Annotated in this window: 22 protein-coding genes and 1 riboswitch; of the genes, 17 read left to right on the plus strand and 5 right to left on the minus strand. The window is 39.1% G+C overall.

Features of this window, described 5'->3' with window-relative positions; translation table 11 throughout:
* Positions 1 to 124 precede the first annotated feature (124 nt).
* Both yidC and IGL70_RS04175 read right to left on the minus strand, forming a co-directional pair.
* Positions 125 to 1075 (minus strand): membrane protein insertase YidC, encoded by a 951-nt coding sequence (gene yidC / locus IGL70_RS04170; RefSeq protein WP_002306243.1) that lies wholly within the window; start codon positions 1073 to 1075, stop codon positions 125 to 127.
* 557 nt (positions 1076 to 1632) lie between these two features.
* Positions 1633 to 1908 (minus strand): acylphosphatase, encoded by a 276-nt coding sequence (locus tag IGL70_RS04175; RefSeq protein WP_002289551.1) that lies wholly within the window; start codon positions 1906 to 1908, stop codon positions 1633 to 1635.
* Positions 1909 to 2015: 107 nt separating this feature from the next.
* Between IGL70_RS04175 and IGL70_RS04180 the strand changes: the two genes are divergently transcribed.
* From IGL70_RS04180 to IGL70_RS04195, 4 genes are all read left to right on the plus strand, one after another.
* A complete protein-coding gene (locus tag IGL70_RS04180) occupies positions 2016 to 2780 on the plus strand; it encodes a TrmH family RNA methyltransferase (protein ID WP_002331534.1) in 765 nt (254 codons plus the stop codon).
* A gap of 122 nt (positions 2781 to 2902) precedes the next feature.
* Positions 2903 to 3406 carry an HD domain-containing protein gene (locus IGL70_RS04185; protein WP_002289559.1) on the plus strand — a complete coding sequence of 168 codons (504 nt, stop codon included), beginning with the start codon at positions 2903 to 2905 and terminating at the stop codon, positions 3404 to 3406.
* A 407-nt stretch (positions 3407 to 3813) separates the two neighbouring features.
* Positions 3814 to 4461, plus strand: a complete 648-nt coding sequence (locus IGL70_RS04190; protein ID WP_002326724.1) for a FusB/FusC family EF-G-binding protein — start codon at positions 3814 to 3816, stop codon at positions 4459 to 4461.
* Between the two features lie 41 nt (positions 4462 to 4502).
* A riboswitch (Fluoride riboswitch) is annotated at positions 4503 to 4569 on the plus strand.
* 54 nt (positions 4570 to 4623) lie between these two features.
* Entirely contained in the window at positions 4624 to 5892 is a 1269-nt protein-coding gene (locus IGL70_RS04195) for a voltage-gated chloride channel family protein (RefSeq protein WP_002326267.1), read from the plus strand.
* Positions 5893 to 5918: 26 nt separating this feature from the next.
* On the opposite strand, the gene IGL70_RS04200 is transcribed toward IGL70_RS04195, so the two are convergent.
* The 3 genes from IGL70_RS04200 to IGL70_RS04210 all read right to left on the minus strand — a co-directional run bounded on the left by IGL70_RS04200 (position 5919) and on the right by IGL70_RS04210 (position 8782).
* Entirely contained in the window at positions 5919 to 7118 is a 1200-nt protein-coding gene (locus tag IGL70_RS04200; protein WP_002302199.1) for a YdcF family protein, read from the minus strand.
* 118 nt (positions 7119 to 7236) lie between these two features.
* The gene (locus tag IGL70_RS04205; RefSeq protein WP_002302201.1) at positions 7237 to 8544 is read right to left on the minus strand and encodes a serine hydrolase; all 1308 of its coding nucleotides are present in this window, start codon (positions 8542 to 8544) and stop codon (positions 7237 to 7239) included.
* A 115-nt stretch (positions 8545 to 8659) separates the two neighbouring features.
* Positions 8660 to 8782, minus strand: a complete 123-nt coding sequence (locus IGL70_RS04210; protein ID WP_002296297.1) for a hypothetical protein — start codon at positions 8780 to 8782, stop codon at positions 8660 to 8662.
* Between the two features lie 225 nt (positions 8783 to 9007).
* On the opposite strand from IGL70_RS04210, the gene IGL70_RS04215 reads away from it, so the two are divergent.
* From IGL70_RS04215 to IGL70_RS04275, 13 genes are all read left to right on the plus strand, one after another.
* Positions 9008 to 10375, plus strand: a complete 1368-nt coding sequence (locus tag IGL70_RS04215) for an ISL3 family transposase (protein WP_043921381.1) — start codon at positions 9008 to 9010, stop codon at positions 10373 to 10375.
* 156 nt (positions 10376 to 10531) lie between these two features.
* Complete coding sequence (locus IGL70_RS04220; protein ID WP_047937426.1) at positions 10532 to 11650, plus strand: baeRF6 domain-containing protein; 1119 nt, start codon at positions 10532 to 10534, stop codon at positions 11648 to 11650.
* Between the two features lie 502 nt (positions 11651 to 12152).
* Positions 12153 to 12473 carry a hypothetical protein gene (locus tag IGL70_RS04225; protein WP_002323868.1) on the plus strand — a complete coding sequence of 107 codons (321 nt, stop codon included), beginning with the start codon at positions 12153 to 12155 and terminating at the stop codon, positions 12471 to 12473.
* Positions 12474 to 12924: 451 nt separating this feature from the next.
* Positions 12925 to 13125 (plus strand): cold-shock protein, encoded by a 201-nt coding sequence (locus IGL70_RS04230; RefSeq protein ID WP_002288762.1) that lies wholly within the window; start codon positions 12925 to 12927, stop codon positions 13123 to 13125.
* A 146-nt stretch (positions 13126 to 13271) separates the two neighbouring features.
* Complete coding sequence (locus IGL70_RS04235; RefSeq protein ID WP_002288763.1) at positions 13272 to 16061, plus strand: helicase C-terminal domain-containing protein; 2790 nt, start codon at positions 13272 to 13274, stop codon at positions 16059 to 16061.
* Positions 16062 to 16107: 46 nt separating this feature from the next.
* The gene (locus IGL70_RS04240; protein WP_002348809.1) at positions 16108 to 16635 is read left to right on the plus strand and encodes a cell wall elongation regulator TseB-like domain-containing protein; all 528 of its coding nucleotides are present in this window, start codon (positions 16108 to 16110) and stop codon (positions 16633 to 16635) included.
* A 20-nt stretch (positions 16636 to 16655) separates the two neighbouring features.
* Positions 16656 to 17846: a pyridoxal phosphate-dependent aminotransferase gene (locus IGL70_RS04245; protein WP_002296294.1), complete on the plus strand. Its 1191-nt coding sequence runs from the start codon at positions 16656 to 16658 to the stop codon at positions 17844 to 17846.
* A 39-nt stretch (positions 17847 to 17885) separates the two neighbouring features.
* Positions 17886 to 19184 (plus strand): asparagine--tRNA ligase, encoded by a 1299-nt coding sequence (gene asnS / locus IGL70_RS04250; protein ID WP_002288767.1) that lies wholly within the window; start codon positions 17886 to 17888, stop codon positions 19182 to 19184.
* 1175 nt (positions 19185 to 20359) lie between these two features.
* On the plus strand, positions 20360 to 21034 hold the full coding sequence (locus IGL70_RS04255; RefSeq protein ID WP_104873746.1) for an SGNH/GDSL hydrolase family protein: 675 nt from the start codon (positions 20360 to 20362) through the stop codon (positions 21032 to 21034).
* Positions 21031 to 21372, plus strand: a complete 342-nt coding sequence (locus IGL70_RS04260; RefSeq protein ID WP_104873747.1) for a hypothetical protein — start codon at positions 21031 to 21033, stop codon at positions 21370 to 21372. The genes IGL70_RS04255 and IGL70_RS04260 overlap by 4 nt, the downstream gene beginning before the upstream one ends.
* Before the next feature lie 29 nt (positions 21373 to 21401).
* Complete coding sequence (locus tag IGL70_RS04265) at positions 21402 to 21761, plus strand: YccF domain-containing protein (protein WP_002288776.1); 360 nt, start codon at positions 21402 to 21404, stop codon at positions 21759 to 21761.
* Between the two features lie 259 nt (positions 21762 to 22020).
* Positions 22021 to 22143 (plus strand): hypothetical protein, encoded by a 123-nt coding sequence (locus tag IGL70_RS04270; RefSeq protein ID WP_002294862.1) that lies wholly within the window; start codon positions 22021 to 22023, stop codon positions 22141 to 22143.
* A 141-nt stretch (positions 22144 to 22284) separates the two neighbouring features.
* A complete protein-coding gene (locus IGL70_RS04275) occupies positions 22285 to 24366 on the plus strand; it encodes a heavy metal translocating P-type ATPase (protein ID WP_104873748.1) in 2082 nt (693 codons plus the stop codon).
* Positions 24367 to 24448 lie beyond the last annotated feature (82 nt).

The following is a 24448-nucleotide window of genomic DNA, read 5'->3' on the forward strand; positions in this document are numbered from 1 at the left end:
GATGATTCAAATTAAACATTCACTTAAATAAAAATATCGACCAGATTTCTTTTTCAAAAATCTTGGTCGATATTTTTAATTGCTAAAACTGTTAATGAATTTTTATTACACTCTTATTTACTATCTACTTCCGCTTCTGCTGCTTTCCTGCGTTGCGGCCTTTGTTATTTGTACTATTTTTTGGTTGTTTGATTTGTTTTGTTGCTTGTTTGTTGTCAGCTGGCTTTGCTGATTCTGTCACGTCTTTTCTTGGAGTGACGACTTGTTTTGGCGGGTTTTGTTTCAACTCTTCTGCCACTTGTGCTTTCAAACGTGGTTTCATCATAACGTTTGTGATGAATGTTTGCAGACAGCTGAACACACCACCGACTACCCAGTAAAGTGTAACACCGGCTGGCGCACTGATCGACATGAAGACGATCATAGCAGGAGAGACGATCAGCATCGTACGCATCGTCTTTTTCTGTTCTTCAGGAATACCGATTGTTGAAATATATCCTTGAAGCAGATAAGCGACCCCTGCAATGGCAACAAGCACCATACTTGGTGAGCCTAGATCGATGCCGTAAAAAGATGATTCACGGATACCTTCTGTGTAGCGAGCCGTAAAATACAAGGCAGAGAAGATCGGCATTTGGATCAATAGAGGCAGACAGCCGATTCCGCCGGTCATACTCAATCCGTTTTCGCGATATACTTGCTGCATTTCTGCTTGTGCTGCCATTTGTTCTTCACGTGTTGTTGCAGCTTTTAGCTTTTGCTGTGCTGCTTCAACTTGTGGTTTTAACGCTTGCATTTTTTCAGATTGGATCATTGTTTTTTTCGATTGACTGATACCTAGTGGCAAGATGATGATACGAACGATCACAGTCATTGCAATAACTGCCCAGCCGTAAGACCAATTGAAATTCTCAACTAGATATGTAATCGCTTGGCCCATAGGATGGACGAGTACTCGATAAACGATTCCTGAAGTGTCAGGGTTTCCGTTTGAATCCATCCGCACGCAGCCAGATAAAAAGAGCAGGATACTGACAAGTCCGGATCCCAATAACCAGTTTTTCCATTTATTCATAGAATACTTCCTCTTCTATAATTTTTACACAAACTTAACTATACTAAAAAAGCGCATGGAATTCAATCAACTTCATAGAAATTTCATATAAATATTCTTTCTTTTTCGCAGCGAAAAATTTTGAAAAAAGACAAAAAATCAAGAAAGAAATACTCGGAAAGAAAAGAGTGATTCCAAGTGTTTCTTTCTTATTTAAAAAACTAAAAACTTTTTTGTTCTGTCTGGAAAATATGGGTTAAGCAAATTTATTGCAAGTTATAGATCAGCTTTTTTACTACCTGTCTTTAATACTTGAGGCAAAGCGCCTCAAAAACAACCTTATCGACGGTGTTCAAAAGCTTGCATCTACGGCATTAAGTCCAGCCTGTTGAAAAATATGGAGAGCTATTTTTCACAACCAGTCCTTAATGCTTGATGCAGACCAGCTTTTTCGCAACCTTATCGACGGTGTTCAAAAGTCAGTTTCTCGGTATTAAGTCAAATTTATGCAAAAATGTGGAAAGCCATTTTCACAAAATTTTCCTTAATACTCAAAACTAAGCGACTTTTTCACAACCTTATCCCACCACATCAAATTTCTTTCGTTCCTCAATCATCGGATCTTCTTGGACATCCACATACTGCACTCGTCCACTTGGGCTCGGAGACTTCTTGACTTCTTCGATAAATTTTTGGATGATGTCGTCATTTCCGATTGCTTCGATTGTGACTGAGCCGTCGTCTTCGTTTTTTACCGTTCCGGTCACGCCTAACTGATCAGCAACCATCTTGGTCATATAGCGAAATCCCACGCCCTGGACACGTCCTTGGACATTCATTTTAACTTTGCGCATGTTCGTCACCTTTCTTTCCTGTTTTATAAATCAATGATACCGATTTTTTTAGGATGAAACAAGCTCAAGCACCTATTCCATGATATAATCAGGTGAGGTGAAGGAATGTGAAAGAGATCCAATCAGCAAAAAATCCAAGAATCAAAGAATTAAAAAAACTACATAAAAAGAAATACAGAGAAGAAAAGGCAGAATATCTTTTGGAAGGGTTCCATCTGATCGAAGAAGCTGCGTCGTCTGATGCAGAAATAAAAGAACTTTTTGTGACACAGAGAGGTATGAAAGAATGGGGAGACTGGCTGGCTGTAAACAAAGAGATTTCTACTTTTCTAGTTTCAGATGAGGTCATGACCGCTATGTCAGATCTACCTACACCGCAAGGGATCTTAGCAGTGATGACGTTAACATCTGAAGATACGCCAGATTTTTCAGGAGGCTGGCTTTTACTAGATAATGTACAGGATCCTGGAAATGTGGGAACGATGATCCGTACGGCAGATGCGTTTGGTATGGCTGGTGTTTTATTAGGTAAAGGAACGGCAGATATTTATAGTACAAAGGTGCTGCGAAGCATGCAGGGAAGCAATTATCATTTGCCTGTGTTACAAAAAGATTTGTCAGAAGTGATCCCTGTAATGAAAGGCAAAGGGTTTACGGTGTACGGTACAGAATTAAATGAAGAAGCACATGCATTAGACAAAGTAGAAAAAACAGAGGATTTCGCTATAATCATGGGAAACGAAGGTCAGGGAGTAAGTCAGGAAATCTTGTCTTTGACTGATCAGAACGTATATATCCCAATGAAAGGAAATGCGGAATCATTGAATGTCGGAGTCGCAGCAGGGATCGTTCTTTATCATTTTTCTTTATGATTAAGGAACTATTAAGCTTTAGCTATTTTATCTAGAGCGACTAGAATAAACCGAACACTGGTGGTATACTTAGATCAATTTCAGAAGAAAATGAAATTCAAAAAGGTGGCAGATCGATAATTATGACAGAAAAATGGCGTGAAGACGAAGAATATATGTCTTATGTACAAGATCTTTTAGAAACAGAAGCAGTGAAAAAATTAGCGAATTACACACAGCATGTTCATTCCACTCGTTTGGAGCATTCCATCAGTGTTTCTTACTATAGTTATCTGCTCGCAAAAAAATGGGGTGGCAATGCTAAAGCAACAGCGCGTGCTGGACTTTTGCATGATCTGTTCTACTATGATTGGCGTACGACGAAATTTGACGAGGGGACACATGCGTATATCCATCCAAGAATTGCTGTAAAGAATGCAGAAAAAATCACCGATTTGTCGGATCTTGAGCGAGATATCATTTTGAAGCACATGTGGGGTGCAACGATCGCACCGCCTAAGTATAAAGAAGGATATATTGTGACATTCGTGGACAAATACTGCGCAGTCAAAGAAGCGGCTCAGCCCATGTCTGCAAGTATGCGTAAGAGATGGCAACGTTACTTTGGGAAAGAATCCTCGATTTAACAGGTAAAACCAATAATAGACCATATTGAGGTTGTGACAGAAGTGGTCAGCTTCAAGAAATAAGAAGGAATTTACGAAAATTACTTCTCAAATTTTTGTGAAGTTTCGGCTTATTACCGCAGATGCAAGCTTTTGAACACCATTCATTCGAAACAAGGGACTTTGACACGACTTTTGTCACAGTCCTTTTTTCTGTTTGCAGTTGACTATCTGTTCAAGATACGGTTTACTTTTATTTATCGAATGAATCATGTACATAGAAGAATAAGCATTAAAGGGGGTGATGATAAGATGCAAAACGTATCTTATTTAAAAGAGTCCGGGATCTTCAGGTAACACATACTTTGCAGAAGATCACTTTTTTCTACAAAGTATGCACTTTGGTTAGAAGAAAGGACTTTAAAATCATGGAACAAACAATAAAACCATACCAATATTTTTTTATAAAAAGAGAAGTAGAACAGTTATTAAATGCGTACTCATCTGTCAATGATCCAAAAACGGTACAAACAGTTCAGGCACTAGCAACTGAAAAGATTCGAGACATATTAGAACACGAACTGCCAGAAATCGATACATTTTTAACGACAGTTTTAGACGTAAAACTGACAAAAGCGCAAGCAGAACGAGCATTGGAGGAGCTGAAGCAAATCGTTCAGCCGTTTATGCAGCCTAGCAAACCACAAATCGAGAAATTATTCCGAAAAGTGAAAAAACTCAAACAACCAGCTTGGAATGAAATCGACTTGCAAGAACATACGTACATCGGCTGGAATGATCCAGGTACGCAGAAAAAATTCATGATCTATTACGAAGATGAAAAATTAAAAGGGATTAGTGGTACTTTATCACCAACGATAAATAAGGGAATCTGTGCAATCTGTCAGAAAACATCGAATGTTTCGCTTTTTCTTTCTACAACGAAAGCAGGTTCTGATGGCACGTATACGAAAAAGGGGAATTATATTTGTCATGATAGTGACCAATGTAATCAACAGTTAACGAAATTGGCTCCTTTCTATGAATTTGCTGAACGTGTAAAGAAAGAACGATAATTTTATTGTTTTTTACAGAAAAATATGCTATCTTTTAATGGAAGTGAATAGGTGATGGTGTTCGCCTTTAAATGCTAACGAAAGATAGCTAATGACGCCTACTAAAGTCTGGGGACAGCCCCTTTCTTTAGTAGGCGTTTTTTTATTGAGGAGGAATTTTTTATGGAAAAACAATTACCGAGTACAGTACGCATTTTAGTGTACATGCTGAAGTGGCTGGTGATCACAGCGATTCTCGGTATATTCATGGGGAGCTTGTCTGCTTTTTTCTTAAATAGCCTGACAGTTGTGACAGATATCCGACTATCACATCCTTGGCTCCTTTATCTACTACCAGTTAGTGGTGCGCTTTTTGCTTATCTCTATGCGTATCACGGCGGTCTTTCTAGTCGTGGAAACAACTTAGTGATCGATCAAGGAAATGGTGGAGAAGAAAAAATCCCGTTGCGACTTATTCCACTTACACTGTTTGGAACCATAACTACCCATTTATTTGGGGGATCTGTTGGCCGTGAAGGAACAGCAGTCCAAATGGGGGGAGCGTTAGCAGATAATACAGCACGTTTGTTCCGATTGGATAAAGCAGAACGGGAAATCTTGATTATCAGTGGAATCAGTGCGGGTTTTAGTTCTGTATTTGGCACACCTTTAGCTGGAACATTATTTGGATTAGAAGTGTTGGCAATCGGGAAAGTCCGAACAGAAGCGATCTTCCCTAGCTTCTTTGCTGCACTGTTTGCAAATTTCATGACAGAAAGCTATGGTGTTTCTCACCTACATTACCAAATGGGTGTGATCCCTGAATGGAGTATGTTGCTGTTCTTCAAAGTTTTTGTTGCTGGGATTGCTTTTGGTTTGATTGGCTGGGTATTCAGCCGTTCGATCGTCTTTTTAAAAGCACGGTATGCACAATGGATTCCTCATCCTGTTTGGCGAAATACGATAGGTGGAGCTGTAGTTGTGGCAGCAGCATTGATTTTGCAAACACAACGTTATCTCGGATTGAGTCTTCCGTTACTTCAAGAATCATTTAATGGACAGGCACATGTCTATGATTTTATTGGGAAGTTATTCTTCACAGTTTTGTCTTTAGGCGCGGGATATCAAGGGGGAGAAGTGACACCATTGTTTGAAATTGGTGCAACGCTTGGTGCAGCACTAGCGCCTTTGCTCCATGTTTCTGTTCCTTTTCTTGCAGGATTGGGCTTTATCGGAGTATTTTCTGGTGCGACAAATACACCGATTGCCTGCTTTGTGATGGGGATCGAATTGTTCGGTTCACAAGCGGCAGTATACTTCTTTATGATCTGCTTGATCAGCTTTATGTGTTCAGGCAACAGCGGTATTTATTCTGCTCAGCAAGTAGCGGTCAAAAAAGGGATACTCTTTTTGCCAATAGTTAAGAGAATGAAAGAAAAAAACAAGGTGTGACATATGTTTTGTCACACCTTGTTTTTTTAGAAAAGTAAAGTAATCAGCGATAAGAATGCGGAGCCTGCGAAAAGCAATCCGCAAATGATCATATGTCTTTTTTTGTTCATCATCAAGATGGCGATGTATTCTCTCAAAAACGCATTAGGCAAGTAGTAGAAAGCTGTTTTTGCACCAATACCATTTGCTTTCAATTTGGCTTGTCGCGCATAAAGACCGGCTCTAAAAATGTGGTAATTGTTGGAACTGAAGATCGCGCGGTATGGCCCTTTCATTTGCTGATCCATGATTTCCTTTGAATAGAGCATGTTCTCCAAAGTGGTTGTCGAATTGGTTTCGACAAGAATGTCTCTTTCGGGAATTCCTTGTTCCATGGCATATTGTTTCATCGCAATGGCCTCTGGTACTTTTTCGTCTGCTCCTTGCCCGCCAGACATCAATAAGATGGGCGGATTTAATGTAGCACGGCTTTGAGCCCGATAAAAAGCAATTGCCTTATTGATTCGCTTGGCTAGAAGAGGAGAAACTGTTTCTCCATTGATCAACCCAGCGCCTAACACAACGATGAAGTCTTGATTGTATCGAGGCCGGTTGAACTGATACAAGAATGAGACAGTCAAAAAGTTGTAGAATACGATAAATAGATAGATCAAGATCAGGGGAACGCAGAAAAACAAAGCATTTATCCATTGCGGCAAATATTTTAACAAGAAAAAGTCAAAAACAAGAAACAGTGTAAGAAAAATGGCTAGTATCAACGTTAAAAGATTAGCTAATGAATGCGATTCTCTACGTAAAACTGTGACCCCGTTCCAAAAAAGAAAAACAATCAATCCATAAATACCAAATAAAAGGACAAGTAGCAATGGAATCGTGATCAAGGCGATCAGTCCGCCAAGGAAAATATTTTGCGTTTCATACAGCAAGACAAACAAGTAGATGCCGAAACTGATGAGGAAAACATTGAATAAAAGACCATTCAGCAGCCTTCGTTTTTCTGTGAAATAAGAAAAAGCAAAGATACTAAAGAACAACAATGGAATCAAAAAATAAAAGGTCGAATAAAAAATTTCCAACACGACAAAATAAGTTAAGATTACCGTAAATGTCCACGTACTGCCGTAAAAGAACAAGGAAGGATCCTTCTTCTGTTTTCGCCAATAAACGATAGAGAATACCCCAATAAGATAGAGAACTAAAAAGATCAGATCTCTGGTTAGATTCATAAATTCAACTCCTTTTTCTTATACAGTATAACGAAAATAGATGAAAAAAGCTGTTATTTAAACTAGAAAAAGAAAAAAAACATCTTTCCGATGGAAAGATGCTTTTCTTATTGTTCAATTAAAACAAGTTGCCGAAAAATTCTGCGACGCGTCGCCAGCCAATCACGAACATATTCGCTTTTTCCACTGTTTTATCCGTAATGATCTCTGTTGATGGCGCATTGTTGTCTTCTAAATAACCTAATTTATCGTCTGCCAAGGTGATCGTAGCGGTACCGATTTTTGTACCTTTATCCATAGGTGCTTGGATCTCGTTGTCAGTGACTTGCTTCTTGTCAAGTGTTGGTGTGATCGTTAATTTGCCAGTATCCATATCGTTTCGTACCCATACTTTTACAGGGCTTTTAAGCACAACAGGAACTGTTGATTCTTTTCCGTCTTTTACATCAATGGTTTTTAGGCTAGGAATACTTGCGTTAGCTTTTCCGAGCTCTTTTTCTGACCAATTGTCATAGCAGTAGTCCATCAAACGGTCTGTTTCATTGAAGCGGGCACTCGGGTTTTCCGCATGGCCGTCCGCATTCAATACGACAGTGATGATCCGTTGATCGTTTTTAGTGATCGTACCAACGAAACAAGCACCTGCAAGCTCAGTCGTACCAGTTTTTAATCCGTCCACGCCTTCCTTGTAATTAACGAATCCTGGGAGCATCCAGTTCCAGTTGACCATTTCCACTGGTGATTGCGTATTTTCGCCAAACATTTGGGTCGTAGTACTTGATACATCCAGTATTTCTGGGAAATCCAAGATCAAATGGCGGGCAACGATGGCCACATCTTGAGCAGACATTTGATTTTCGTCGTTTTCTCCAGTGCCTTCTGGTCGGTTTTCGCCAAGATAAGAGTTATTCAGTCCTGATGCATTAACGATTGTTGCATCTTTGATTCCCCAATCTTTCAATTGTTCTTTCATTCGTTCAGTGAATTTAGCTTCGCTGCCAGAGATTTTTTCTGCCAAGGCCACCATTGAAGCATTGGCTGACTGGATGATTGCAGAGTCGAATAATTCTTTGACAGTGTAGGTGTTTTCTTTATGCAAAGGAACATTCGATAAATCTGGGGTGATACTCAAATTTTCTGCATAATCTGAAATCGAAACTTTATCATCCCATGACAGTTTTCCTTCTTTTACTTGATCAAGAACGATGTAAAGACCGATGATTTTTGTGATTGAAGCGATCCCCATGGTTTTTTCTCCATCTTGATCATAAAGAATCTTACCGCTTTGCGCATCTACAGCAAAAGCTGCTTTTGCATTTACTTTGAACGTATCTTCAGCTTGCACAGCAACAGCTGGTAGAAAAGAAGCAAGGCAAAGAATGAGACTAGCCAATAATAGGACTAGACGTGTTTTTTTTATGGACATATCCGATCTCCTTGTAATTAATTTGTTTCGCTACAAATTAAAATTTTATCAGAGAGGGGAGAGAGTTTCAATGTTTCTGAAAAAACTTTAGGATAAGAACGCACGTTATGGAAGGTTAGCGGTCGTTTTTACGTACTTTTACAGGAATAGGCTGTGTTTCCGCATCTAATAAGCGGGAAGCGCTGAAAGCAAATAAACTGATAATACTTAATAAACTGAAAATCATAATCAAATGCATAAGATCCACCTCTTTTATTCTTTTTCTTAGTTTATCAGCATTTCATGAAGAATAGTTGAAGACTGGGGCTAAATAATTGAGGAAATTATGAAGATAACTTAAAAAAATAGCTAAATTTAAAGGTTCAGTATAAATTCTTGTGTAAATAGAAATTAGATAACAAAAAAAGAAGGGTTGTCCCTTACAATGTTAATAACGACAAAAACATGGGGAGCCCTTCTTACTATGAATTATACAGAACTGTCAGTTACTACTCAAGATGTTATGCCTAACAAAGGTGTCTTATCCTTTAATTCTGGTCTTACCGACTTTATTCAAGTTGGCGAGCCAATTCAAAATGAAGGTGGATTAACCTTTGTAGGAAAGCTAGATGAGCGTGGTGATACCTTCTGTCCTAATTGCTCAAGAAAACTAGTTAAAAATGGGTCTTTAGAATCTACCCTTAAGCACGTCGCTATTGGTGGAGTACACACCAATATCAGAGTGTCCTATGCACGTTTTCGTTGTCTTAACATTGATTGCCAATTCAACACTAGAAGCCAGTCTATCCCTTTTAAAGCTGATGGTTATCGCATCACCAAACCTTTAAAAGAATACACTGAGAAACTGTTAAGCTATGGCCTTACTCTAAAGGCAGTGGCTTGGCTTACTGGCTTGGACAAGATGACTGTAAAGTCAATTCACAAGTCTCTTCTACTGTCTAAATTTACAACTGATGGCAAGACACTCATAAAACCTGAAAGGCAGGCAAAATACTTAGCCATTGATGAGTTTAAGCTCCACGATGGCCATAAGTACGCCACCGCAATCATAGACTGGGAAACAGGGTATATTCTCTACTTAGCCCATGGCAAGAAGAAAGCCGTTGTTTTCGAGTTTATGGATCATGTTGGCGATGAGTGGATGTCAAAAGTTGAGGCGGTGGCTTGCGACATGAATTCAGACTTCGAAGAAGCTTTTAAAGGGCGCTATCCCAAGCTAGACATCGTCTATGATCGCTTCCACATTATCAAGAATTTCAACGATAAAGTGGTTTCAGAGATCAGAAAGGATGAACAAAGACGGCTGGCTGAAGAAGGCTCTCCAGAGGCTGCTAAGTTGCTTAAGAACTCACGTTACATCTTGATGTCTAAGAGGTCCACATTAGTTCAGAAGGACGAGGATGCCCGTCAAGGCAAGCTAGTGTCTACTGCTGGTGAAATATTCAATACACCAGAAATAAAGGCTTATGGCGGTAATGAAGCATGGTATGACGAGCTGTTGGAAGAAAACAAGCTCTTCTTCACAATAGACCTCGTCAAAGACTTGCTAGACCAGGCATACAACTCACATGACGAGGTGGAAATGTGCGTTAGACTTGAAGGGATCATAGACATCTGCAAGGCAACTGAGAATAGCCACTTTATTTGGTTTGCGCGTCTCTTAAATAACCATTTGAGAGGGATCTACACGTTCGCCAAATACGGGATATCAACTGGCAAACTTGAGGGTATCAACAATAAGATCAAGACTGAGAGACGTAAGGGTTATGGGTATCCAGATGATGAATACTTCTTTCTGCGATTAATGGAAATATCCCGAAAGGCATCCTAAATCTCACAGCCGTTTACACAAGAATTTATACTGAACCAATTTAAAACCGTAGAAACCGTTTTATTTTTTTAGATACGTTTTATTGTATGGAAAAATAGTGTTGTGGTAGACTTTAGATAGAAACAAAGGAATGATTTTTTTAGGAGGGGTACGTTTATGGCAAAAAAGGATAAAGAATTATTGTCACAATTGACTTCAGAAGGCGCTAAAGGACCATTCGTCACGATCATGCTGAATACGCATGTCGCCCATCAAGATGTGGAAAAAGATCAGATCAAATTCAAAAATTTTGCGAAAGAAGCAAAGAAACGTTTTGAGAAAAAATATTCCGAACATGACTGGTCCCCGTTCCAAGAAAAAATTGAAAATTTGTTAGGAGATCCTTCGTTTTGGCGTAGTGCAACTACGAGTGTAGCGGTCATTATAACTGCTGACCAAACCTATATCCATCGTTTGAGTATCCCGGTAGACGATCAATACTATGTAAGTGATCTTCCTTATTTACTGGCTATTATCAAAAATAGGCAGTTCAACTATTCTTATTATTTATTGGGATTGAACCGCGACTCCATGAAATTGTATGAAGTCAGCAACAAACAAGTAAAAGAAGTATCTCTACCAGAAGGGGCACCGGTTGATGTCGTTACTGCATTGGGATCTGAACTGACAGGTGGCGGTTTGAACTTCTCTTCTAATGGAGGAGGCGGAGCCCGAGATGGAGTAACTTTCCATGGCGTAAATCCAAAAGATGAAGAAGTAGAGATCGATTGGGTCAACTATTACCAAGCAGTTGATACGTACTTGAAGGATTCTTTCGAAAATCCAGAACAATGGCCGATTTATTTATTCGCTCTACCAGAAAATCAGACGATGTTCAAAAAAATTGCTAAAAATCCCTATTATTGTGCAGACGTTGCGATTTCTGCTTCTCCTGCGCAGCTATCCTTTAGAGATATCGAAGAAGGGGCGAAGAAGCTGTCAAGTGAACTCGCAGCTCAAGAATCAAAAGAATACAATAAACTCTTAGATAAGAAATTCATCGATCAGTTAGTTGATATCGTTCCAGCTGCGAAAGAAGGAAAAGTGTCGCATCTATTTATCGCTACGTCAAACTTAGCTGATGGTTTCGGTGAAGATCCTGAAACAGAATATGATCGGCGTCAAGTGTTGAATGCATTAGCAGATGATGTGATCATTAATGGCGGGAAAGTGTTTATTTTGGATCAAAAAGATGCGCCAGATGAAAAGAGTCTGACAGCGATTCTTCGTTATTAAAAGAGGTTGTGAAATCAGTGTTTTGACCTGAGTATTAGAGAAACAAACGGAAAAATAGTTTCACATATTTTGCCGTTTGTTGAGCTAATACCGAAGGTCAGCTGATTAAACACCGTGTATGAGAGGTTGTGAAAAAGCTGTTCTGCATCAAGTAATAAGAACAGCAAGCAAAAATAGCTCTTCATATTTTTTGTTTGGTGGGCTTATTACCGCAGATGCAAGCTTTTGAACACCGTTTAAGGAAGAGGTTGTGACAGAAGTGGTCAGCTTCAAGAAATAAGAAGAGATTGACAAAAATTATTTCTCAAATTTTTGTGAAATTTCGGCTTATTTCCGAAGAAGCTACTTCTGGAACACCGTTTAAAAAAGAGGTTGTGACGTGGTCACGACCTCTTTTTGACGATTATGATACAAAAAACATCATTTATGAACAAAATGTGAATAACGGGCGTTCTTGAGATATGATTTTAATTGGGAAAAACTTATCGATAAGGAGGTCTTTATGAAAAAAAGACTGTTATGGTGTTTGCTGTTTCTATCCCTAAGTTTAACAAGTCAGCCAGTTTTTGCTGAAGAAACACAGCGGTCTCCTATTACAGGCACACGTCTGTACAAAAATGTTTATGTACAGACAACAGATCTTGATTCTGCGATTCCTGAAACAGAAGAACGGTCTTTGCAGCCAAGATTTGGTTACTTTTGGTACTGTCCGACCTGTGATTATGAAAGTTGCTGGCATTTCTTACATTCTACAGCTGCAGCTTTTGCTTTTACTCATACTCAGAAATATGATGGACATCATCCTGTTATTTATGAGGTATAGATATGAGCAAAAAAGAAAAACTAATCTCGTTGATCGTATTGGTTTGCCTTGTTCTTCTGGTAACTGTCATAGGCTATCAGAAATACCATGAGAACATCAGACCTACTAAAGAATCTTCCCCAGCCTCGACCGTTGAAACAGAACCGATAAGTAGTCAGAAAGAATAATTTTTTTAGTTTAAAAAAGAACATCAGAGCAAAAAAACACCAACTGAACAATATGTCGTTTATTTTAAAAAAAGTTCGGTTTTTCACTTTATGTAATCGCTGAGAAAACTTTTTTTAATAAAAAAAGTCGAAAAACTCTAGCTTTTTTGTAAACGGTATGATATACTAGAGGAGTAGTTTTTGTTCGGTAATCTGTGGTAGCTTGTTTCAAATAAACATCTTCCAGATATACACCATTCAAGTAATTGCAAAATATGTGTTGATACACAAGGAGGATTTTTATTATGGAAACAGGTACAGTAAAATGGTTTAACTCAGAAAAAGGATTTGGATTCATCACTGCAGAAAACGGAAACGATGTATTCGTTCATTTCTCAGCTATCCAAGGCGACGGATTCAAAACTTTAGAAGAAGGCCAAGCAGTAACTTTCGATGTTGAAGAAGGCCAACGCGGACCTCAAGCAACAAACGTTACTAAAGCTTAATTAACCTATACTAAAAAATAAACGCCCAGACATTTGCGTGTCTGGGCGTTTTTGTCTATTTTCTTTAAAAAGCGATGAGAGTATTTTTCTGCACTTTGTAGTATAATTTCAAAAGAACATTAGAGGCAGGAGAAGAGGAAGATATTTTGAAACCAAGAACTTATGCAGTCGTTGATATCGAAACGACTGGGACGAATCCAAAAGAAGATCGGATCATCCAATTTGGCTGCGTCATGATTGAATCAGGTCGGATCACTTCACGTTTTTCGATCGATATTCATCCAGGGCGGAAGATTTCAAAACAAATCCAGCATTTAACAGGGATCACGAATCAACGCGTCCAAAAAGCGCCTTATTTCGAAGATGTCGCCCAAACGATTTACAATCTTTTGGCAGACACCATATTTGTCGCGCATAATATTTATTTTGATTATAATTTTTTGAACCATGAACTCATGCGATGCGGACTTCCTAGTTTGAAGATACCAGGCATCGATACAGTAGAACTTGCACAAATTTTCTTGCCGACGGAACCAAGCTTTCGCTTAGCTGATTTGTCAGAAAGCCTTGGATTTATTCATGAGAATCCTCATCAGGCAGATAGTGATGCCGAAGTGACAGGTCAACTTCTTTTGCTGATCGAAGAACGGATGAGAAAATTGCCAATCATCACGTTAGAGCAGATTGCGCGATTAAGTAGACACACAGGTATGGATACGAGTCGTTTCATTTATCATGTGATTGAAGAAATGAAAGAAAAACCAGAGCCACTTGATCCCTCGTTAGAAATCGTCGATGGGCTAGCTTTACAGAAAAAAGAAGTGGAACTATTCACATCCGTCCATTATGGCGAGCGGACATATCCAAGAAAAAAACAAGCAAAAGAAAAAATGTTTGGTAAAACACTGATGTATCGAAAAGAACAGAACAGACTGATGAATGCGGTCTACGACCATTTCACAAAAGATGAATCAAAAGATTTGATGATCGAAGCAGCTACAGGAATGGGTAAAACAATCGGTTATCTGCTACCATTGAGTTATTTGGCTACACCTGAAAAACCCGCTGTCATCAGTACCGTTTCGCTAGTTTTGCAGCAGCAGATCATAGAAAAAGACATTCCATTGCTGAATCAATTGCTAGATCAGCCCATACAACCTGTAATTATCAAAAGCTATCGCCACTATATCGACCTGCAACGATTTAAAGGAACACTTGTGGAACCGCCAGAACAAAAACAATATGCTTTGTATCAAATGGCGGTCTTAGTTTGGCTGACGCAAACGAAGACCGGTGATTTGGATGAATTACATTTAACAAATTTGAACCATTCATTCTTTGCAGATATCGCGCACAGAGGTATTGGATTTTTAGCAAGAAATCAGTCATTTTACGAACAAGACTTTGTTCGTTTCTTGCAAAAGAAAATCAGGCAAAGTAATTTTTTGATTGTCAATCATGCGTTTTTAGTACAAGAAACACAGCGAAAAGAACCATTGCTTCCAGCTAGTCCATTTTTGTTGATCGATGAAGTACATCATTTGCCGGAAATCGCTGAAAAAGTAAATGACAAACGATTAAGTATTAACTATTTCCATAAACAAATCCAGCAATTAGAAGAACCAAATCAGCTGTTTGACCGAATACAAAGCTATTTACCGAAAGAACATGAAGCCTTACGCTGGTTATCGATTTATCGAGAAGAACTTTCTGCGCTATGCGAAGCACAGATTTGTATGGCAGAAGGATTAATGAGTTTAGTGAGCGGCAAGCAACCCAACGGACAGTATCCAGAAGAAGTCATGATGACAAAAGAGATGTTGGATCAGCTGCCACTGGAATCTGGGACAGCCATTGATCACCTGCAGCTTTTTTATCAGGAGATCCAGCAGCTACAGTCACAAATGCGTCTGACTTTTGAGATTATCCAAGAAAGCTGGACAAACCAGATGCGGATCGATTTAGCAAGTTTATATAGCCTATTTGATCAATTAGACAAGCAGTACTTGCTGATGGATCAATGGCTGGAAGACTGGCGAGATCATTTGATCCATTGGTTCGTTCCTGGGAACACAGCGCAGCAGATGATTTTTCATCTCCATGATTTTCAAGCGGCTATGTTGCCGTCGACTGTTTGGTATCCTCGATATGATCGTATTCTTTATATTGGAGGAACGCTGAAGATCGGCCCTAATCGACACTATCTCTCTAAGAGGCTTGGCATTGAAGCAGCACCTCTTAAAGTGATTGCCTCTCCTTATGATTATGAGAAACAGGCAAGGATCTATGTGCCAAAAGAGGCACCTGCCGTCCATCAAGTCAGCAATCAAGCATATATCGATTATTTAGAGACAGCACTTACAGGTCTGATCGAACAAGAAGATCGGCCAATACTTGTGTTATTCACTTCTCATGATGTTTTGCAGAAGGTCTATCAGAAAATGCATCTGTCTATGCTAGAAAAAGGACGAGAAATACTAGCTCAAGGGTTTGGCGGAAGCCGGGAGAAGCTTTTGAAACGCTTCATTTTGTCAGAAAAAAGCGTATTGTTTGGCGCTGACAGTTTTTGGGAAGGTGTAGATTTGCCTGGAGATGCTTTGCAGATCGTTGTAGTCACACGTTTACCCTTCGATAATCCGCTTCGCCCGATGGTCAAAGCTAGGAACGCTTATTTAGAATCAGAGGGGATCAATCCTTTTTACCAGGAATCCGTACCTAAAGCAGCTTTGAAGTTACGCCAAGCATTAGGTCGCTTGATAAGGACGGAGACAGATCGTGGCGTATTGCTTATTTTGGATCGAAGACTAGTCACTGCAAAATATGGTGCACGGATCATCCATGCATTACCGAAAAAAGTACCGATCAAAGAGCTAGCTATGGAGGAAATCTATCAGGACATCCATGAATTCTTAAAGAAAAATGAAGAAGGAAGTTAGAGGAGCTGTCTTTTTTCATAATTAAAATCTGCTATAATGAAAAGGAATGAAGATAAAGGAGCGACGACCCTTGAAGAAAAAACAGACAAAGGAAAAAACGATTAATCGCGTGTTACTTGGCTTGATCGTATTTTTATTAGCGGTCATCGTGATCAGCTCGATTTTTTACTTGCGTTCCAGTCGTCCGGCGGTGCAGGCGAAGAAAGAAGCAGTAGAAATCGCAAAGAAATATGCAAATCTTGAGGAAGCCGATCATTTTTATTGGTTTACTCGAAAGAAGACATACTTTTCACTGACAGGTACAAATGATAAAGGAAAAGAAATCGCCGTTATCATTCCTAAATCTGGTGAAAAAGTAAAAGTATTGGATCAAACAAAGGGACTGACTGAAAACGAAGCAAAACAGACAATTGCTGCGGCCCATCCTGAAATCCAAATCGAAAAAGCTGCTTTAGGGATGTATGATGATCAGCCTGTGTGGGAAGTAGTAGGAAAAGAAACAAATGGGAAACTGAATTATTACCTGATTGGCTTTGAATCTGGAGATGAAGTCAAGACAATCAAGGGAATTTAAAAGGTAAAGGAATGAATGGGATGGAGTTATCAAAAAGAACAAAACGATTAGAACCGTCTGTCACTTTGGCAGCTGCGGCAAAGGCCAAGGCATTAAAAGCAAAAGGCAGAGATGTGCTGAGTTTGACTGTGGGAGAACCGGATTTTGCGACACCAGAAAACATCCAAGAAGCAGCAATCGAAGCAATCCGCAATGGGAAAGCTAGCTATTATACACCAACAGCAGGAATCCCAGAGCTTCGACAGGCAATCGTTGATTATCTGAAGAAAAACTATGGACTTGTCTATGAACCTTCACAAACAGTCGTAACAGACGGAGCGAAATTTGCTTTGTATACCCTTTTCCAAACGATCCTTGACCCGCAAGATGAAGTCATCATTCCTGTGCCTTACTGGGTCAGTTACGGTGAGCAAGTAAAACTGGCAGAAGGACTTCCTGTCTTTGTGAAAGGGGAAGAATCCAATAGCTGGAAAGTTACTGTTGAACAGCTAGAACAAGCACGTTCAGAAAAAACAAAAGCCGTAATCATCAATTCTCCATCGAATCCGACTGGAATGATTTATAGCAAGAATGAACTGCAGGCAATCGGTGAATGGGCAGTAAAAAATGATATTTTGATAGTTGCTGATGATATTTATGGCCGTTTAGTTTATAATGGCAATGAGTTTACTCCAATTGCAACGATTTCAGAAGCAATCAAAAATCAGACCATCATCATCAATGGCGTGTCTAAAACATATGCGATGACAGGCTGGCGTATTGGTTATGCGGTGGGAAATCCTGTGATCATCAATGGAATGATCGCTGTTGCTTCCCAATCAACTAGCAATCCGACAGCAGTCAGTCAATATGCAGCTGTTGAAGCATTGAAAGGTGAGCAAGATACAGTAGAAGAAATGCGGAACGCCTTTGAAGAACGCCTGAATACGTTATATCCGCTTGTGGCAGAACTGCCAGGTGTTTCTCTTGAAAAGCCACAAGGAGCTTTTTATCTTTTTCCTAATGTAAAAGAAACGCTACGCATGTGTAAATATGAAAATGTCACACAATGGGTAGAAGATCTTTTAGAAGAAACGGGGGTAGCACTTGTGACTGGCGAAGGCTTTGGGGCACCAGAAAATGTCCGCATGAGTTATGCGACTGATCGTGCTACGTTAGAAGAAGCGGTACGCAGAATCAAGCAATTTATTGAGAGTAAAAGTCAAAATTAATCCTGAAGAAATTCAAGGAATATAAAAGGAGAGTCATACGTGGAACAAATTCAAATCATCGATTCGAAAAACCATGTGGGAGAAACAGTAACAATCGGCGCTTGGGTCGCAAATAAGCGATCAAGCGGAAAAATCGCATTTTTACAATTAAGAGACGGAACAGCCTTTTTCCAAGGTGTAGTTGTAAAAAGCGAAGTGTCGGAAGAAGTTTTCCAAACAGCTAAAAATCTACACCAAGAAACATCCGTGTTAGTAACTGGAGAAATCCGTGAAGACAGTCGTTCAAAATTTGGTTATGAAATTGGAATTACAAATGTGGAAGTGGTAAGCGAGAGCCACGATTATCCGATCACACCAAAAGAACACGGAACAGATTTCTTGATGGATCATCGTCATTTATGGCTGCGTTCTTCAAGACAACATGCGATTATGCAGATCAGAAATGAAATCATTCGTGCAACGTATGAATTCTTTAATCAACATCATTTTGTCAAAATCGATCCGCCAATCTTGACTGGTTCTGCACCAGAAGGCACTACGGATCTATTCGAAACAAATTACTTTGATCAAAAAGCTTATTTATCTCAAAGTGGCCAATTATACATGGAAGCTGCTGCTATGGCTTTCGGAAAAGTCTTTTCATTCGGTCCGACTTTCCGTGCTGAAAAATCAAAAACACGACGTCATTTGATCGAATTCTGGATGATCGAACCAGAAATGGCTTTCACTCATCAAGAAGAAAGTTTAGAAGTACAGGAACAATATGTAGCATTCTTAGTACAAAATGTTTTAGATCATTGCGAATATGCATTAGATGTACTAGGACGAGACAAAGAAGTCTTAAAAACTTATACAAAATTGCCATTCCCTCGTATTACTTACGATGATGCAATCGAATTACTGAAGAAAAATGGATTTGATGACATCGAATGGGGCGAAGACTTTGGTTCACCTCATGAAACGTTCATTGCGAATTCATTCGAACAGCCTGTCTTTATCCTAAACTATCCAAAAGCCATCAAGCCATTCTACATGAAACCACATCCAACAAGAGAAGACGTGGTAATTTGTGCAGATATGATCGCACCAGAAGGTTACGGTGAAATTATTGGCGGAAGCGAACGGGCAACAGACTATGATTTCTTGCTAGAACAAATCCGTAATCACGGTTTGGATGAAAAAGAATATTCATGGTATCTTGATCTACGTAAATACGGTTCTGTTCCGCACTCTGGTTTTGGTCTAGGCCTTGAACGAACAGTCACTTGGATTGCTGGTATCGACCATGTACGTGAAGCTATTCCATTCCCACGTTTGTTGAACCGAATTTATCCATAAGAGGTGATGAAAAAGCTGTTCTGCATCAAGTAATTAGAACAGCCAAGCAAAAACAGCTGTTCATGTTTTTGAATTGGCGGGACTTATTACCGCAGATGTAAGCTTTTGAACACCGTTTAGTGGAGAGGTTGTGAAAAAGCTGTTTAGTTTCGAGTATTAAGAAAAACTTTGTGAAAATGGCTTTCCACATTTTTGCATAAATTTGGCTTAATACCGAGAAACTGGCTTTTGAACACCGTTTAAGGAAGAGGTTGTGAAATCAGTGCCTTGACCTGAGTATTAGAGAAACAAAACGGAAAAATAGCTACTCATATTTTACCGTTTTTTGAGCTAATATCGAGGGTCAGCTGATTGAACATCGTTTATATCAAGAGGTTGTGCGCCTGCCATTCAGCTCCGAGTCACAAGGAGTAATTTCAAAAAACAGTTTTTCATGTTTGATGACTATTGTGACTTGTGACCAAGGAGTTGGCCGGAGAGCAACGTTTATTAAAAAAAAAGAACTGCGAACTCTCGCAGTTCTTTTTTTTAAATACGGGATAAAGGAAGTTTCCAGCAGACAAGAGAAGAAAGCAAAAGAAATTGCTATTTGATTCACAAGGTTCTATAACGAAATCGCAATCAATCAAACATTTACAAAGAAGGTAATTCAAATGGAAATCTGATTTGATGATGCTTCTGCTGTTGAAATAAAGCAGCATCTAGCACCTGAAAACAAACTAATAGTAACATTCGAAGATGGAGTAGGTCCGTATTTTCAGCATGCAATAATCCATATGTAAGTTCAATTCACCCTTGAAATCATCGGACCAGATAAAGTTATGACCAATCTATCCCAAGCAATCTAGAAGAGATATTAGTAAAAGAACATTTACTGGAAGTCTTAGATGAGCCTATAAATATATGTTCTGATGGCGTCATCAGTGGTCTGATTGACGGAAGCTTAGGTGTGATCGATCTCTCTGGACCAAACAACGAAGGAATCAAGGGGAATCCGGCACGTTAAGAAAAAAAGTATAAAAAACTAGACACTTGATGAGCGTTCATTCAATTGTTTGAAGGGACTAGGCTGGTGTCATTTTTTATACATATATTTTCTCTTTCGTCTTGATAGGGCTTATGGGATAATATAAGGAAGAAAATCATCGTTTTATTCAAAAAGGAGTTTTTGACAAATGAAAACACGTGTGTTATTTATTGGTGACAGCATTACAGACGCAGGAAGAGACCGTTCAGAAGCAACTGATCTAGGTAAAGGTTATCCACTTTTGATTGCTGGAAAACTAATCTCCCAATATCCAACGATGGAATTTGAATGCATGAACCGTGGGATAGGAGGAGACAAAATTGCAGATCTGCAAGTACGCTGGCAAGAAGATTGTTTAGCTTTACAACCTGACTATGTATCGATTTTGATCGGAATCAATGATACCTGGCATAATACTAGCGATCAGGCTATATTCGGAACTGAGAAATCTGCTCAGCAATTTGAATCCGTTTATCGAAAATTACTAAATGAACTTCAAAAAGCGGGAATCTGCAACATCATCTTGATGGAGCCGTTTGTACTTCCTATAACCGACGACCGTCATGGCTGGCGTAAAGACTTAGACCCTAAAATCCAAATTGTTCGTAAACTTGCTAAGGAATATGGCGCATTGCTGGTTCCTTTAGATGGTATATTCAATGCTTTAGGGATTGCTTATGGTTTTTCGAAATATACAAGAGAAGATGGGGTCCACCCAACGATTGGCGGACATGAGATCATTGCACAAAGCTGGATAGATGCAATTGCCGCAGTCGATTTTTTTAGTGGAGATAAAAATGAGCGAAAGAAAAGTGAAAAATGATGGAAATACGGTGGGCAGTAAAAGAAGATCTACCTCAAATCAATCAGCTGATTACTGATCATCCAGAATCATTCGTAAAAGCAAAAACGGCAGCTGACCTAAATGATAAGAATAAACTATTGCTCGTTGCTGTAACAAAAGAAAAACGGATTATCGGATTTGCGCAAGCGGACGTGCAACAGTCAGAAGAACGGGTGGATCAGCGACCATCAGGAAAACTAATCCAACACACATTAGTAACAAAAGAAAATACGGAAGAAATCCAAAAAAAATTTGCAGAATATTTGATGCTGGAAGCTAAAAAAAGAAGAATAAAATCATTTTTTGCCCAGTTTTAATCAAAAACAGTAATAGAAGGAGAAATATAATGAGTTGTTTAGGAAATGTCATCTGGTTTATATTCGGCGGACTAATCGGTGGTCTTAGCTGGTTAGCAGCGGGGATACTTTGGTGTATCACGATCATAGGTATCCCAATCGGTATGCAATGTTTTAAGATCGCCTCCCTTTCTTTTGCGCCTTTTGGCAAAGAAGTAATTTATCACCAGTCTGGCATGTCATTGATCGTTAATATCATCTGGCTGATCGTTTCAGGCCTACCAATTGCTCTCGCACATGTCGTCAGCGGCATCCTTCTATGTATCACGATCATAGGGATACCTTTTGCCAAGCAATCTTTCAAACTTGCTCGATTGGCGTTGATGCCATTTGGTGCAGAAATTGTATAAAAGAGAATAATAAAGGTTAGATAACGCATAGAGTCAGGTGGGATACATGTATTTCACCTGACTCTATGCGTTCTCCTGTATAAGTTCTTCCATGTGACTTTTACGTCTTTTATTTATATGGGGTTACTGTTTATGGAAAGTTGAAATAATTTTCATTAAAGAACTCTTTCTATATTTTTGAAAGCGTAGTGGAGCTTCGAATATCTGGGAAGGACATTTTGCAGGGATTGAAAAAAGATATTGTCCTATCGAAAAATTAATGAATTTAGACAAATTGCCAGCAACAGGCTTCAAACTTAGTTGCTATCCTGTCAAGATCAAGAAGGCAAGTGCGGGTTGGATAAGAGCAGTGGCAATGATCGAAAAGAAAAAGAAAGAATAAGCCAAAACATCTGTATGGAAGAAATTTTCCGATGCAGATGTTTTTCATTTTTTCTTTCGGATACCTTGACATATGAATAACCATTCATTTATAATTAGTTATGAAGAGATATTCATATGTTGAGGCGAGGAGGTCATTAAAATGAAAAGTTACAGATTAGAAGGTTTAGATTGTGCGAACTGTGCAATGAAAATCGAAAAAGGAGTTCAGAAGATCAATGGAGTCAAGGAAGCAACGGTAAACTTCACTTCTGGAAAACTAACGATTGACGCAGAGGAAGATCATTTGGCTACGATTGAACAAGAAGCAAAAAAAGTAGTGAAGGAATTAGAACCAGATGTCAAAGTAACAGAAATAGATAAGGAAAAAGTATCTGAACATGGAAATGAAAAAGAGAGAAATACGCTGTTCCGGATTTTATTTTCCCTTGCAGGTATCGCTTTATTGCTATTATTTGATTTTAATGAACCAATTCGCTTGATAGGGTATTTATTGATTTATCTGCTGATAGGATATGATGTAGTGAAGAAGGCAGTGATGAATATCGTCAAAGGAAAAATCTTTGATGAGAATTTTCTTATGTCTGTTGCTACGATTGGCGCTATGTTGATCGGTGAATATCCAGAAGCCGTAGCAGTGATGCTATTTTATCAAATCGGCGAGTATTTCCAAGGATTGGCAGTCAGTCATTCAAGAAAATCGATTCGCGAATTGATGGCGATCCGTCCAGAAACAGCTCACGTGCAGACGACGGAAGGATTGATGACCGTGAACCCTGAAGACGTGCAGATCGGTCAGTTTGTACTTGTGAAGCCTGGTGAACGTGTACCGTTAGATGGAACGATCATCGAAGGAGAATCATTAGTCGATACGTCAGCACTTACAGGAGAATCAGTCCCTAAATCTGTATGTGTTGGTGAAACAGTATTAAGCGGATTTATCAATAAAAATAAACCATTTTTAGTTCAAGTAGAAAAATCCTATGAAAATTCTACCATCAGTAAATTATTAGAATTAGTAGAAAATGCCAGCAGCAAAAAAGCACCAGCTGAAAATTTCATTACCAAATTTGCGCGATATTATACACCAGTCGTTGTAGGGCTGGCCGTCTTATTGGCTGTTTTACCTCCAATAGTTTCTGGAGCGGCGTTTTCTGAATGGATCTATCGAGCATTGACATTTTTAGTGATCTCATGTCCATGTGCATTAGTGATTTCCGTGCCACTTAGTTTCTTTGGCGGTATCGGAGGAGCAAGTAAAATCGGTGTATTAGTAAAAGGTTCAAATTACTTGGAGTTGCTTGCACAAACTGAGACAGTGGTATTCGATAAAACTGGCACATTAACGAAAGGCGACTTTTCGATCCAGACGATCGATCCAACAGGAATTGATCCAAAGAAATTTATGCAATATGTTGCAAGTGCAGAACAGTTTTCTACACATCCGATTGCTCAATCTGTTTTAGAAGGCTACGCAGGTCCGCTTTTACCAACAACTAATATCCAAGAATTTGCAGGTGAAGGGATCTTAGCTGAAGTTGATGGCAAACAAGTATTAGCAGGTAATCACAAATTGATGGAAAGATTTGAAATCTCTTTTCCTTCAAGTCAAGAAATCGGTACTTTGCTTTATCTAGCGATCGATCAAAGTTACAGTGGTTATCTTGTTATTGCAGATACCTTGAAAGAAGATGCCGTAGACGCATTGGTTCAATTAAAACAGGCTGGTGTGAAGAACACAGTCATGTTGACGGGCGACTCGAAAAAAATTGCTGATCATATTGGGAAGCAAGTAGGCGTGGACAAGATATATAGCGAATTGCTTCCAGAAGATAAAGTGCAGCGGTTAGAGGAAATCTTACAAAGAAACAATAAAAAGACCGCATTTGTCGGAGATGGAATCAACGATGCACCGGTGCTAGCAAGAGCAGATGTAGGGATCGCAATGGGTGGATTGGGAAGCGATGCTGCAATTGAAGCAGCAGATGTAGTCATCATGAATGATCAACCATCGAAGATTGCAGAAGCAATCCATTTAGCAAAGAAAACATTGAAAATCGTCAAACAGAACATTGTCTTTGCTATTGGGATAAAAATTTTGGTACTTGCCTTAGGTGCTTTTGGTTTTGCATCAATGGGAGATGCAGTATTTGCAGATGTTGGGGTGACAGTATTAGCTGTTTTGAATGCCATGCGAAGCTTGCATGTAAAAAATAAACGTTGATCAATGAAGAGGACGAATGAACGTCCTCTTTTTTTTATATCCTTTTCTTAATGAAAAATGTAAAGAAAATAGATAGAATCAT

The organism is Enterococcus sp. DIV0901a, assembly GCF_051711525.1.
GTDB lineage: Bacteria > Bacillota > Bacilli > Lactobacillales > Enterococcaceae > Enterococcus_B > Enterococcus_B faecium.